The following is a 13,485-nucleotide window of genomic DNA, read 5'->3' as shown; positions in this document are numbered from 1 at the left end:
AATTGAGTCCACTGCAGAGAGCATCGCAAGCATCGGTGCGCACTATGGCGTAAATGGCAAGCAGTTATCCACACAGTACAAGGAACATTTCAGTGATTATCGTAGCTGGGACCAGTTGGGGCATGCTCAAGACTGGCTATTGTTTGAAGATAACATAGGTGAGAACCTAAGTATTGATGAGACCTGTCTAAGCAGTGGCGAGGTTTATACTTTTCTGACCAACAAGGCGGGAAAGGGCAGAAAAGGGACTTTAGTGGCTGTGGTTAAAGGGACCAAGGCTGAGGACGTCATCCAGGTTCTCAAGACGATAAACCTTTCTAAACGAAAGACAGTCAAGGAGATAACACTCGATTTATCATCTTCTATGATGCGCATAGCCCGCTCTGTTTTTCCAAAAGCACTTATTACCAATGACAGATTTCATGTGCAGAAACTATATTATGATGCTCTGGATGACATGCGTATCGCTTACCGATGGATGGCAAGAGATAAAGAGAATGAGGAGATAAAAGAAGCTAAAAGTAAGGGTAAGGAATATATACCATTTAGATACAGCAATGGTGACACGCGCAAGCAGTTGCTCGCCAGAGCAAAGTTCATATTGACCAAGCACAAGACCAAGTGGACTGAAACACAGAAAGGTAGGGCGGAAATCATCTTTGAACATTATCCGACACTGAAAAAGGCATATGATTTGGCTATGAAACTTACCGACATTTATAACATCAAGAGCATCAAGGATGCTGCAAGGCTGAAGCTGGCAAAATGGTTTAATGAGGTTGAAGAGCTGGGAGTGGACAATTTCTACACAGTGATTGACACGTTTGAAAATCATTATCAAACCATACTCAATTTCTTTGTAAACAGAGCTACGAATGCAAATGCCGAGTCATTCAATGCTAAGGTTAAGGCATTCAGGGCACAGTTCAGAGGAGTTACAGATATTCCTTTCTTTTTATATAGGCTTATGAAATTGTGTGCTTAAGAGTATAGGCTTGCAACTGGGTTTTAGGACTGACCCGATACTTTCGTCCGTCAGTAAGTAGCCGGCCGGCCGGTCGCCGGTATTTCCCTGATTGCCGTGAAGAGTTGTGTCCGACCGGTCGGGACGGCTGTTCCCAGCGGCTGGGAATGTCGTTCCCAAGCCTTGGGAATGTTGTTCCCAAGCCTTGGGAATACAGTTCCCGTTTGGTCTGGTGTTTTGGGCTGACTGCTTTCCGGCTCGCTTCCAGACCTGATCGGCAGGTCTGACATGTGCGGCTTGCTCAGAGACTCCACCAATGCTTTTTTTTCGGCGGTTTATGATCCTCGAATGAATGATGTCCGAATCCACGGCTCTCCCAGGTCTCATGGTGCGTAATCATCTGATAGATGGTCCCCCAGTCGGGCAGCCCGCCGAAGTTGCGGTCGTCGATGAACATATCCGCCTTGAGTTTCCTTGAGAAGTGGTTGTTCTTGTCTTTCTCTTCCTCCGGGTAGTCCTTGTTGACGGCCCAGAAGTCTACACCGCGTGCATGACACCAGTCGACCGCTTCCTGAAGCAGGTCGCCCTCCCTTACGCTCCACATGATCAGCCGGTGTCCGTCCTTGATCAGCATCTTCAGTGTATCGGTGGCGAAGGGTACTTCGTCACCGATTTTCGGGTATTTATGTTCTACGATGGTTCCATCGAAATCAACTGCAATTGTCATCTTCTTCTATGTTTATCTCTTTATAGAGTGATCATCCTTATTGCCATAGTGGCTGCTGCTATAGTTGCCGTAGTTGCCGTAGTTGCCATAATGTCCGTACTGTCCGTATCCATAGCTGCTGAGTCCACGTCCGTAACGTCCGTACTTACCGTATCGGCCATAGCCGTAGTAGTAGCCGTACTTCTTCTTGGACATGTCGATACCGTTCAGCACAACCGCCATATTAGGCAGTTTCTTCTCGTTGGCCAGAGCGTTGATCATCTCGAAGTTCGCCTTCGGCGTGTAGTCTGCACGGCACATATAGATGGAAGCGTCGGCCACGCGGGAAATCTGCAGCGTGTCGGTGACCAGACCGACAGGCGCCGTGTCAATCATGATGTAGTCGTACTCGTCTTTCAATATTCCGATAATATCCTCCAATGATTTGCGGGCGATAAGCTCGGCAGGGTTAGGGGGAACGGGGCCTGCCATAAGGAGATCCAGATTCTTGTTGACACCGGAGGGCAGGATCTGTTCCCGTACTTCTGCGGCTGTCGGAGACTCCTTAACAAGGAGGTTGGTGATTCCATGCCTGTGGTCCTGGATGCCGAAGAGCTCGGCCAGACGGGGACGGCGGATGTCAAGACCTACCAGGATGACCTTCTTGCCCAGGAGACCGAAGCTGACGGAGAGGTTGGCGGCCGTGAAGGTCTTGCCCTCGCCGGAGGTAGAGGAGGTGAAGAGCACCACTTTCTGTCCTTCATGCAGCATGAACTGCAGGTTGGTGCGCATGGAGCGGAAGATCTCTTCCATCTGGTTGTTCTGATTCTCGTGCACGACAATGTCGGCCTTTCCCTTTGCGGTATTGCTTGCGATGGCCACATCGGCGATGATCGGGAGTTTCGTAAGCCGTACCACATCCTCGTGTCCTTCGATCTTGTAGCGGAACAACTGCTGCAGGAAGATGATCAAGGCCGGAATAGCCAGTCCGATCAGCAGGGCGATCAGCAGGATGATAGAAGACTTCGGACTGATCTTCCCGCCGAGCTGCGGGTCGTCGATCAGCTTTCCCTTGTCGGCTGTAGCGGCCAGGGAGATGCTGTTCTCCTCACGTTTCTGGAGCAGCATGAGGTACAGTCCCGACTTGACTTCCTGCTGGCGGCCGATCTGTGTCAGCATACGTTCCTGCTGAGGAGTCTCGGCGACCTGTTCGTTGAACTTGCTGACCTGGGCTGCCAGGGCATCCCGCTGGATCTGCAGATTCTGCCGGGCCGCCGCAATGGCGCGTCGGATGTTCCCGTTCAGTTCGCGGATCTGGGCCGTGAGCGGCTCTACGACCGGCGAGTTCTCGGAAGCACTGCGGAGCAGACGGTTGCGTTCGAGCACCAGCTCGTTGTACTTGTTGATCAGGGAGGTGGAGCTCTGGTCGTCCAGACCCACATTAGAAGGGATTACCTGTGAGAGGTTTCTCGACGAACTTTCGACCTCCTGTGCGATGGTTCCGAAGAGCTCGATCTGTGTCTGCATGTCCGCCAGTTTCAGTTCGGACTCGTTCTGGTTGGTGACGGCATTGCCGGCGTTCAGCTTCAGTTCCACCATGCCGTTCTGCTGCTTGTAGTTCTGCAGCTGTCCTTCCGTCTTGCCGAGTTCGGCGTTGATTTTCTGCAGACGGCTGTTGATGAACTTCTCGGTACGCAGGGCGACGATGTTCTTGTCCTCATTGGCCTGCCGGTTGTAGACGATGGCAAGCTGCCTGAGGTAGTCCAGCGAACGCTGCGGCACCTCGTCCGTCAACTGAAGCTGTGCGATAGAGGTGGTCTTTGAAGTCTGTGCGACCTGTAGCTCGCTGACGTACTTGTCTGATGCCATCTTCGGCGAGAGGATTTCGACCTTCAGGGTCTGTCCGTCATGCAGGCTGTGTCCGTTGTTGGAGCTGATGGTGATGATGCCGGCACGGGTGGCGATGGTTGCGGGAAGCGAAGTGAACTTCCTGTTGAGGGAGAAGGGGCCTTCGCTCTCGTTTTCGTCCGTCGGAACAGAATAGATCCCGCTGACACTGTACGTTGTGCCGTTCCTCGTAATGGCCAGGTCGATTGGCATATTCAGCTTTTCCAGATGTGCTCTATCCACATCCACGTTGAGCGGCTGGTCGCGATAGAGTATGATATTCTTGATTCTGCCCTTCGTCGAATAGTCTACGTAGAGTTTCAGGTCTCTGATGGCATCTTCGGCGATAGAGTGCGAGCTGAGGATTTCCATCTCGTTGTCGATTCCGGCGGAATTGGAGATGATGCCGAGGTTCGTCATGTTCTGTAAAGACTGCCCGCGCTTGCTTCCGTTGTCATCATCCTTGATCAGCAGCTTGGCAGAGGACTGGTATTTCGGAGTGGCGTATCTGAGGTAAATCGCGCCTAAGCCACCGCAGATGATCAGTGACAGGATGAACCAGTACCAGTTGAGTATGATGGTTCGGTAGAGGGCTGCGAAGTCAATGGAGGATTTGGTCTCTTGTGCCTCCTGCCCCTGTCCTTGTTCTAATTTTGTTTTCTCTTCCATATTTCTTTTCGTTCTTTATTTTCTGATGTCGATCCGTAAGGGGTTATACGTCTTCTTCTGCAAGCCGGAGAAGATACTTCCCGTAGTTGTTCTTTGCCATGGGCCGGGCTTCTTCTCTCAGTCTTTCTTTTGTGATCCACCCTTTCTTGTAGGCGATTTCTTCCAGACAGGCCACCTTAAGTCCCTGCCGTTTCTCTATACATTCAATGAATGTACTTGCCTCTGACAGGCTGTCGTGGGTGCCTGTATCGAGCCATGCAAAACCGCGCTGGAGTGTCTGTACCATCAGCGCGTCCTGATTCAGATAGCGCTGGTTGACGGTCGTTATCTCCAGTTCGCCTCTTGCGGAAGGCTCGATGCGGCTGGCGATTCCGACGACACTGTTGGGATAGAAGTAAAGCCCTACGACGGCATAGTTGCTCCTGGGGTGTTCCGGCTTTTCTTCTATGCTGAGGCATCTTCCGTTCTCATCAAACTCCGCCACACCGTACCGTTCGGGGTCGTTGACATAGTAACCGAAGACGGTTGCCCTGTTTTCCTTCTCTGCACGTTGCACGCTGCTGTACAGCAGGCTGCTGAGTCCTGCTCCGTAAAAGATGTTGTCGCCTAAGACCAGACAGACGGCATCGTTTCCGATAAACTTCTCGCCGATGATGAAGGCCTGTGCCAGTCCGTCGGGTGAAGGTTGTTCTGCATACTCGAAGTGTACACCAAAGCTGCTTCCGTCACCTAACAGCCGCTTGAAACCCGGCAGGTCGAAAGGGGTGGAGATGATCAGTATTTCTTTGATTCCTGCCAGCATCAGCACAGAAATGGGGTAATAGATCATCGGCTTGTCGTAGATGGGGATAAGCTGCTTGCTTATGCCTTTGGTGATAGGGTAGAGGCGGGTTCCCGATCCTCCTGCAAGAACTATACCTTTCATAATGGTGTTGTTTGAAATCTGTTTTTATTTAGTAGTTGTTTCTTTTCCTGTACGGCATCTTCCTGTATGGGGCGGCATGGAACGAAGTCAATACGCATGCTTGTCCGGATGGACGATGCTCCATGCTGTCATGAGGATGATTTTCATGTCGAGCCAGAAGGTCCAGTTCTCTATGTACCAGATATCATGCTTTATCCTTTCCTCCATGAGCCTCGGGTCCTTGGTCTCGCCCCGGTATCCCGTGACCTGCGCCCAGCCGGTAATGCCGGGCTTTGAGAAATGCCTTACCATGTACTTGTCGATTATCTCAGAATAGAGTTCCGTATGGTAGAGCATGTGAGGACGCGGTCCTACGATGCTCATGTCCCCCTGCAGGACGTTGAAGAACTGCGGGAACTCGTCGAGATTTGTCTTGCGCATGAAATTGCCGAAGGGAAATTTGCGCGGGTCGTCCTTCGTTGCCTGTGCCGTGTCCGCCTGCCTGTTGACGTGCATGCTGCGGAACTTGTAACACAGGAAGGTCACCCCGTTCAGCCCCGTCCGTTCCTGTCTGAAAAACACGGGACCGGGACTCTGCAGCTTTATGCAGAGGGCTATGAATGGGATGAGTGGAAGGAGGAGGCATACAAACAGACTGACGATGATGTCGAAGGATCTCTTGATGAACTTGTTTCCCATGTCAGACAAAGGTTCGATATGATTGGTGAAGAGATCCAGACTGCCTACACGTTCTGCCGTCAGCTTGAGCTGGTAATTGGCAAACATGCGGGGAACATAGTGAAAGTGGATGACATGGTCGTCGCAGAACCGCATCAGTTTCACAATCTCTTCTGCATCGTTGTGCGACATGCTGCAGAAGATCTCGTCGTAAGGTCTGACGTTGACAGAAGGAACCATGTCCCTGTTGAGGTCGGCAATGGTGCCCATATACGTCAGAGCCACCCCGTCCGGAAGGTTGCAGATGGGGGCATCTGCATAATAGCCTTTGATGATGTATCCCGTAGAAGGGTCGTTCGTCAGTTCCCTGTAAACGCTGATGAGCGCCGGGTCGTTTCCGACGAGCAGGACAGAACGGCTGTTTCCTCCTCTCTGCCGGTACCGCCTTAAGAGCCAGCGCTCGATGATTCTTGCAAGTATGATCAGCGTATAGAGGCTAAGCGCGAATTCGGCCGAGAACGTGAAAAGGTTCTGTGCGTCTTTCATGAAATGGAGGAAGACCGCAGCGACTGCAACTTGCGTGATGACGAGTTTGCAGGCACGTGTCAGAATGTCCTGGAAGGTAAGGTGCCGGAGATTGATGATTGTCGAGAAAGCAAGCTGGGCGAGAATCATGGTAGCGTTTCCGACAAAGAAGAAAATCCTGGGTTCCGTGTAGATAAATTCCGGAGCGTGTTCTGGGGGGAGAAGCAGAAACGCCATCATAGTTATGTTCAAGATGATGAAATCATTGAAGATAACTAACCATTTGATAAAATCGTTGCCGTTATACTCTCTCATTTGGAAAATCGGATATCTCTGCGTGCAAAGGTAATAATTAAAATCGAATTAAAGAGTTTTTAAAAAGAGAAAACATTTGCTTGTCGGGTACTTTTCGTGTTTCTTATTAACTTTCCTATTAAGGAAATAAACATTTTCTTCACCTCACTGGCTTATAAATCACAGTTTTTGTGTAAATTTGCAATCGGTAAACGAAAAGGGTACTCCTCAATTACTTTTAAAACTTCAAAAAGAATATGGGATTTCTATCAAAGATCTTAGGAAAGAAAGAAAATGCACAGGGCAAGACCGGCGGCATGGAAGACTATATGACACTTGTACGGGTGTACTTCCAGGCAGCACTTGCAGGACGGTTGGGCATCAACAACTTGGCGACACTCCCCGACCTTCGTACTTATAAGCAGACCTTCCGTGTTCCGACATTGAACAACAAGCTCGGTCCAGGAGAGAAGGCAAGCGTGCGCAAGACGATGAAAAACATTTATAAAGTTGACGACGATTTCTTCGATGAGATAGATGCGAGCATCAAAAAGAATTGCAAGAAGATGCAGGATGTACAGCCCTACCTGTACATGTTCCAGGGCTTCACCCAGGACCTGATGATGCTGGTAGGAAATCTGATGAAGTTCAAGCTGCGTGTCCCGGGATTCTTCAAGAAGGCCATCTACACCATGACCGAGAAGACCGTGAATGACATTTATGAGAAGAACAGCTTCTCCGACCCCGGCGTCATCAAGGCTGTCATGTCCATTCGCCAGTACGACCATCGTCTGGGATTCAGCCGGAAATGGACAACGGATTTTGTCTACCAGATGGTGATCCTGGCAAAGAAAGAGCCCAAACCGGCCGAAGAGACACCGGCAAAATAATCAGAAAGATGTTTGCTTAAATAAAAACTTTAATGTAATTTTGTAGCCAAAACGAACAGATTAGCTATGAATGCGAATGAGAAATCTCTGAATACGTTTGCGACGCGTGTACGTCAGATGATCCTTCAGTACGAAGCACAGAGAAAGGAGAATGACGAACTGTATACGCTTGTCGACCAGCGTGACCGGGAGATAACGCAGCTGCAGAAGGAGCTGGCTCAGGCGCATGCCGACTACAATACGTTGAAGATGGCTAAGATGCTCGAGATCACGGATGGGGACATGGAAACGGCACAGAAGCGCGTCGCCAAGCTGATCCGTGACGTGAACAAGTGTATCACGCTTCTAAGTGAGAAATAAAATAGAATGTAATGGCAGACGATAAGCTACACATACGATTGCACGTTTACAACGCAGAACTCTCCGTGAATGTTCCACGGGAAGACGAGGAGTATTATCGTTCGGCAGCCAAGCTCATTACGGACACCATCAATACTTATTCCACGCTCTTCAAAGGCAAGAAAGAGAATCGGGACATCTTGTACATGGCGATGCTGGATATCGCATTGCGGTATAAGAAAGAACGTGCACGTAATGATACGGCTCCATTCAATGATATTCTCGGAAAACTCACTTCTGAAATTGAAGATGCACTGAAGAAGTAACGGGAATATTTAATTTAAATCATAATCAAGAATCAATGAGTCCAATAGTAACAGTCATCATAGCTGTGATTTGCCTCGCAGCAGGGTGTGCCGGTGGATTTGCGGTCTTCCGTTATATCCTGACGGGGAAGTACAGAGACACCATGGAGAAAGCAGAGAAAGCTGCAGAGGTAATCAAAGAGAAGAAGCTTTTGGAGGTGAAAGAGAAATTCCTCAACAAGAAGAGTGAACTGGAAAAAGAAGTGCAGCAGCGTACGCTGAAGATACAGCAGGGTGAGAACCGGCTGAAGCAGCGTGAAGTCGCACTGAACCAGCGTCAGGAGGAAATCAACCGTCGCAGGCAGGATGTCGACCAGCAGCAGCAGCGTGTCGACAATGAAAAGAAACTGTTGCAGGTGAAGCAACAGGATCTCGAGAAGATGCAGGAGCAGGAGCGTACGAAGCTCGAGGAACTCTCCGGTCTCAGTTCGGAAGAGGCCAAGAAGCGCCTGGTGGAAAGTCTGAAAGACCAGGCGAGGCTTGATGCTGCATCTTATGTCAATGAGATCGTAGACGAGGCAAAGCTCAATGCCAACCAGCAGGCGAAGAAAATCGTCATCCAGACGATCCAGCGGGTTGCCACAGAAACGGCGATCGAAAACTCCGTAAGCGTATTCCACATTGACAGTGACGAGGTGAAAGGCCGCATCATCGGCCGTGAAGGACGGAACATACGTGCCCTTGAAGCTGCGACCGGGGTCGAGATTGTCGTTGACGATACGCCGGAAGCGATTGTCATCTCCGCTTTCGACCCTGTCCGCCGTGAGGTCTGCCGCCTGGCTCTTCATCAGCTGGTAGCAGACGGCCGTATTCATCCTGCACGCATTGAGGAGGTTGTCGCCAAGGTCAAGAAGCAACTCGACAACGAGATCATCGAGACCGGAAAGCGGACAGCCATCGACCTCGGCATCCATGGGTTGCACCCGGAGCTGATCCGTATTGTCGGCAAGATGAAGTACCGGTCTTCATACGGTCAGAACCTCTTGCAGCACGCACGTGAGACCGCCAACCTCTGTGCTGTCATGGCAAGCGAACTGGGACTGAACCCGAAGAAGGCCAAACGCGCGGGACTGCTGCACGATATCGGCAAAGTCCCTGATGAAGAGACCGATCTCCCGCACGCCCTCTATGGTGGCAAGATCGCCGAGAAGTATAAGGAGAAACCGGATATCTGCAATGCCATCGCAGCCCACCATGATGAAGTGGAAATGACAACGCTCCTTGCACCGATCGTGCAGGTCTGTGATGCGATTTCCGGTGCCCGTCCTGGTGCCCGCCGTGAGATCGTCGAGGCTTATATCAAGCGTCTGAACGACCTCGAGGCCATTGCGATGAGTTATCCGGGCGTGACGAAGACCTATGCCATCCAGGCCGGTCGTGAGCTTCGCGTCATCGTAGGTGCTGACAAGATGGACGATGCGGAGAGTGAGAAGCTCAGTTCTGAGATTGCAGAGAAGATTCAGAACGAGATGACCTACCCTGGACAGGTGAAGATCACGGTCATCCGTGAAACCCGCTCTGTGGCCTATGCCAAATAAGCGACGACTTGCTTACCGTAAGACGCATGAAGAATGCAAATGCTTTCCCGTGCCTCTTACATCTTGAAACAATCCAATAGAAAAGACCATTTCCTGTTTCGTTTTTCGAGTAAGGAAATGGTCTTTTTTGTTTTCTGCCGTCTCTTCAAGCGTCTCCGGAAGATAGTCCCTCTCCGGATCAATCAAAGGGAATCCGAGGCCTCTGCAAGACAGTTCTGTGAAGAGACTATAAGATATGCGACGTATGGATTGTCAATAACGCTTTTCTGTACGGATGGAGTCAGGCAGGGCTATTCCATCCGGGGCATCCGAGTTATAGCCTCCTGGATCTTTCGCCAAGCTCATCCTATCCGAAGATCCGTCTGAAGAGACCTTTTTTCGGAGCCTGTTCACATTCTTTCTGCTGCTCTTGAGAAATGCCTTCTGCTGAAGGCTGGACTTCCTCTCCGACATTCTCAGCAATCATCTCCGGAATGTCCTCCCCTTCGATGATTCCTGCAACGCCCCATTGGGAAGCAAGCGCGGTGGCATCTTTCCGGGCAGTAAGTTTGTCGATTTCATATTCACCGCAGAGCAGTTCCACAAGATCCTCTACTGTGAAGGAACTCCGTTTCTGCACTTCTTCCCACAGAAAAGCGGAACTCTCGTTCATAGAGATGATGTTGCTGAAATCAATGTTTTCATCCCCTTCAGCGACAATGATATGCTCCCCGCATACTTCACGGAGTTTAAAACCGTTTTTTACTTTCATACTTAACTGGTGATTTTCTTGTTCTTACTGACATTAAACCGGCCCGAAGTACGGAATCCACAGGCGGCGGTAAATCCCAAGGAGGTATCGCCGCAGGGGGAGAAGCCGTATCCAGAAAAAGCTGTACAGCCTCCATTTCCACCCGTCTGTGCGGTCCATGTGCGACCGCCCTTTCCGATAAAAACCGATGATGCTGCCGACGATGTTCTCCATCCTGCAATGCTCGACACCGAGATTCCCGTCACCGCGCAAGGTGACATGATTTCCCTCTATCCTGTCAATCCGGTGCAGGACATAGTGTCCGGGAGAATCTTCTGCCAGGACAGGATCGCCCACTTTTACGGCAGAAGGCTTCACCAGAAGAGCCTTGTCACGGTCGTTCTCAAGGAAAGGACGCATGGAAAAGCCACGCAGTCGTAGTGTGACCGTATGGCCTTCGTTCAGCATTTTGACCACCTCGGGGAGGAAGTCGGCATTGGCGAACTGAATCTCAGAGGCTGTAAGAGGTATCTTGGGCATATAGCCGGGTCTTTATGAGTTTTCTCCTTCTGTCACGGCCTGGCAGCACACTTCGGCCGCTTCCCGGTCGGGCAGACAGTGCAGCGTGAATATTCTCCCGGTCTCTACCACCTTCGTAATGGTGTCACAGATGGCGTTGTAGATTGCCGGATCCCATTTCATGCTGGAGCAGGAGGGCAGGAGAGAGGCGAAAGCCGAAATAGGGTCGGGCTTTTCCACCGAATTGGCTGCTGCTCTGTCAATGCGTGTGAGCGCACCTAAACGAGCCTTTACATTGCGGTAGCAGGGGGTCTTCCCGCTCCATGGGCTGCCGTATATCCACGCTTCACCTTCTATGATTCTCACGATGGGATTGTCATCGTTCATCAGGTCGCACCCCGGGATATAGCGCAGCCACATGCTGACCTGTGTGGACTTTCCCGTCCCGCTCTTGGCAATGAAGGCATAGCCGTAGCCGTTGTGGCGGACAAGGGAGGCATGGATCAGCAGGACATTCCGGTGTGCTCCGGCAAAGGCGAAGATGAGCATCAGCGCATTGTTCAGTCCGAATATACGCATATTCGTACTGCCGTTGAGCGCACAGCGGCAGTCGGTGAAGTCCTTGTTGCACTGCAGCAGGCAGCAGCCTGCACCGTTGATGTCCTTGATGATATACTGATAGCCGCCGTCATCCACACGGTCGACGATCGTGTCACCGTTGCCCGTGTCAAAGGTGCGGATGCGCTTTCGCCGTTCTTTCGGGATAGGTCGGAGCGTGTCGTCGACCGTCAGCCGGAAGAACAGTTCCCCGGAAGGCCTGCCGGTCCTGAAAGGTTCAAGAGAATGCAGCAGCTGCTTTCCGTTGACAGCCGTGTCACGGAAAGCAATCTGCACGTCGAGGTCGGCTATGTTGAAGTTATTTTTCTCCATCTTCTTCCGGCCGTATCTTCTTTTTCGATTTCCTGGTCTTCTTCCCCGGATTCTGTGAACTGTTGTAGACGGCGAGTTCGTCGGGTTCAACGGTCTTATAGCCGAACTGGCTTTCCGCGATCCCCTTGATGACGTATTTCTTTTTGGATCTCTCGTATCTGCTTCTCAACTTCACGTATTTCTTCATGGCCTGTTTTTCGTTCTCTGCGAACATCGTCACACAGGTAGGGTAGTGCTCCAGACCGTTGTCCTGCAGATAGGAACGCAGCTGGTAAGAGTAATCCTCGCGGTTGGCAAGGAAATGCGTGCGGTCATTGAAGAGATAGGCGTCGACCTGCTGGATGTCAGTCATATAGACGGTCGAGTCGTTGAAAGAGGCTGCAAAGCCGAACACATAGACTTTGGCGGGTTTGTATCCTTTGGCGTAACTGCTGTTCACCCATCCCAGCAGCAGTGCTGCAATGACGAACATCTGACGGAGTCTCATCTTCATTATAATCTATCTTTCTGTGTTGATTTATTGTCCTAAATAAGCCTTCAGAACCTTGCTGTTGGTCTGCTGCCGCAGGCGCCGGATGGCTTTCTCCTTTATCTGTCTCACCCTTTCACGTGTGAGGTTGTATTTGCTGCCGATCTCTTCCAGGGTCATTTCACGCTGGTTGATGCCGAAGTAGGCCTCTACCACCATCTTCTCCCGGTCTTCGAGAATCTGCAGGACTCTGCCGATCTCCTCCCGCAGGCTCTCTTCCACCAGCCCTCTGTCGGTAGACGGCGCATTGTCGTTGGGAATGACATCGAGCAGGCTGCTCTGCTCGTCGTCGTAGAACGGCGCATCCACCGATACGTGCCGCGAGTTGGCCTTCATCGCGTCGGCGATCTTGTCTTCAGGTAGGTCGGTGCTCTGGGCGATCTCATCGATGCTGGGCCGGCGTTCGTTCTCCTGTTCAAAACGGTTCAGGATTTTGTTGATCTTATTGACCGAACTGACCTGATTCAAAGGCAGTCTGATGATACGGCTCTGCTCGGCGATGGCCTGCAGGATGCTCTGCCGGATCCACCACACGGCATAGGAAATGAACTTGAAGCCACGCGTCTCGTCGAACTTCTCCGCAGCCTTGATCAGGCCGAGATTCCCCTCGTTGATCAGGTCGGGCAGGGAAAGCCCCTGGTTCTGATACTGCTTGGCGACAGAGACAACGAATCGCAGGTTGGCTTTCGTCAGACGTTCCAAAGCCTTCCGGTCACCTTTCCGTATGCGCTGGGCAAGTTCGACTTCCTCTTCGATACTGATCATTTCCTCGTGACCGATTTCCTGTAGATACTTGTCGAGAGAGGCGCTCTCCCGATTCGTAATCGATTTCGTGATTTTCAATTGTCTCATGTGCGTGGCATTATGTAAAGTGACGGCAAATTTACACAAATTCAACGAGTTGAACAAATAAAACGGAGAAAATGTTACCTTATTATAATATGGAAAACCTCCATCTTCATGTCGTGAACATGAGGATGGAGGTTTCCCGCATGGCTGATTCCGTCCCTTTCAGGAC

At 51.0% G+C, this 13,485-nt stretch carries 14 protein-coding genes; 5 read left to right on the top strand and 9 right to left on the bottom strand.

The genetic code is table 11. The features are described 5' to 3' along the window. The first annotated feature begins 1 nt into the window (after window position 1). Window positions 2-985, top strand: a complete 984-nt coding sequence (locus J4864_RS02220; protein ID WP_449579656.1) for an ISAon1 family transposase — start codon at window positions 2-4, stop codon at window positions 983-985. 280 nt (window positions 986-1,265) lie between these two features. Here J4864_RS02220 and J4864_RS02215 read toward each other — a convergent pair whose 3' ends face one another. The 4 genes from J4864_RS02215 to J4864_RS02200 all read right to left on the bottom strand — a co-directional run bounded on the left by J4864_RS02215 (window position 1,266) and on the right by J4864_RS02200 (window position 6,648). Next, on the bottom strand, window positions 1,266-1,691 hold the full coding sequence (locus J4864_RS02215) for a BT0820 family HAD-type phosphatase (RefSeq protein WP_211814433.1): 426 nt from the start codon (window positions 1,689-1,691) through the stop codon (window positions 1,266-1,268). Window positions 1,692-1,703: 12 nt separating this feature from the next. Next, window positions 1,704-4,226 (bottom strand): GumC family protein, encoded by a 2,523-nt coding sequence (locus tag J4864_RS02210; protein ID WP_211814432.1) that lies wholly within the window; start codon window positions 4,224-4,226, stop codon window positions 1,704-1,706. Window positions 4,227-4,269: 43 nt separating this feature from the next. Then, complete coding sequence (gene rfbA / locus J4864_RS02205; RefSeq protein WP_007368559.1) at window positions 4,270-5,151, bottom strand: glucose-1-phosphate thymidylyltransferase RfbA; 882 nt, start codon at window positions 5,149-5,151, stop codon at window positions 4,270-4,272. Window positions 5,152-5,238: 87 nt separating this feature from the next. Next, complete coding sequence (locus J4864_RS02200) at window positions 5,239-6,648, bottom strand: undecaprenyl-phosphate glucose phosphotransferase (protein WP_211814431.1); 1,410 nt, start codon at window positions 6,646-6,648, stop codon at window positions 5,239-5,241. Window positions 6,649-6,884: 236 nt separating this feature from the next. Here J4864_RS02200 and J4864_RS02195 point away from each other — a divergent pair, with 236 nt between their 5' ends. From J4864_RS02195 to rny, 4 genes are all read left to right on the top strand, one after another. Beyond that, window positions 6,885-7,517, top strand: coding sequence for a DUF8491 family protein (locus J4864_RS02195; RefSeq protein WP_211814430.1), 633 nt, complete (start codon window positions 6,885-6,887; stop codon window positions 7,515-7,517). Window positions 7,518-7,583: 66 nt separating this feature from the next. Continuing rightward, the gene (locus J4864_RS02190; protein WP_211814429.1) at window positions 7,584-7,877 is read left to right on the top strand and encodes a coiled-coil domain-containing protein; all 294 of its coding nucleotides are present in this window, start codon (window positions 7,584-7,586) and stop codon (window positions 7,875-7,877) included. 11 nt (window positions 7,878-7,888) lie between these two features. Continuing rightward, a complete protein-coding gene (locus J4864_RS02185) occupies window positions 7,889-8,182 on the top strand; it encodes a cell division protein ZapA (protein ID WP_007368555.1) in 294 nt (97 codons plus the stop codon). 35 nt (window positions 8,183-8,217) lie between these two features. Next, window positions 8,218-9,759 carry a ribonuclease Y gene (rny, locus tag J4864_RS02180; protein WP_007368554.1) on the top strand — a complete coding sequence of 514 codons (1,542 nt, stop codon included), beginning with the start codon at window positions 8,218-8,220 and terminating at the stop codon, window positions 9,757-9,759. Window positions 9,760-10,105: 346 nt separating this feature from the next. Here rny and J4864_RS02175 read toward each other — a convergent pair whose 3' ends face one another. Genes J4864_RS02175 through J4864_RS02155 form a run of 5 tightly spaced genes read right to left on the bottom strand, consistent with a single transcriptional unit; the run spans window position 10,106 to window position 13,319 of the window. Continuing rightward, window positions 10,106-10,510 carry a PqqD family protein gene (locus tag J4864_RS02175; RefSeq protein ID WP_211814428.1) on the bottom strand — a complete coding sequence of 135 codons (405 nt, stop codon included), beginning with the start codon at window positions 10,508-10,510 and terminating at the stop codon, window positions 10,106-10,108. Window positions 10,511-10,543: 33 nt separating this feature from the next. After that, window positions 10,544-11,029 carry a S24/S26 family peptidase gene (locus tag J4864_RS02170; protein WP_007368551.1) on the bottom strand — a complete coding sequence of 162 codons (486 nt, stop codon included), beginning with the start codon at window positions 11,027-11,029 and terminating at the stop codon, window positions 10,544-10,546. Window positions 11,030-11,041: 12 nt separating this feature from the next. Further along, a complete protein-coding gene (locus tag J4864_RS02165) occupies window positions 11,042-11,938 on the bottom strand; it encodes a hypothetical protein (protein ID WP_211814427.1) in 897 nt (298 codons plus the stop codon). Next, a complete protein-coding gene (locus tag J4864_RS02160; protein WP_211814426.1) occupies window positions 11,925-12,431 on the bottom strand; it encodes a hypothetical protein in 507 nt (168 codons plus the stop codon). The genes J4864_RS02165 and J4864_RS02160 overlap by 14 nt, the downstream gene beginning before the upstream one ends. A 24-nt stretch (window positions 12,432-12,455) precedes the next feature. Further along, the gene (locus J4864_RS02155) at window positions 12,456-13,319 is read right to left on the bottom strand and encodes a sigma-70 family RNA polymerase sigma factor (protein ID WP_007368548.1); all 864 of its coding nucleotides are present in this window, start codon (window positions 13,317-13,319) and stop codon (window positions 12,456-12,458) included. Between the last annotated feature and the right edge of the window lie 166 nt (window positions 13,320-13,485).

This window comes from Prevotella multiformis, from assembly GCF_018127985.1.
GTDB lineage: Bacteria > Bacteroidota > Bacteroidia > Bacteroidales > Bacteroidaceae > Prevotella > Prevotella multiformis.
The sequence above is the reverse complement of the archived record's forward strand: the minus strand, read 5'-3'. Positions and strand labels throughout refer to the sequence as shown.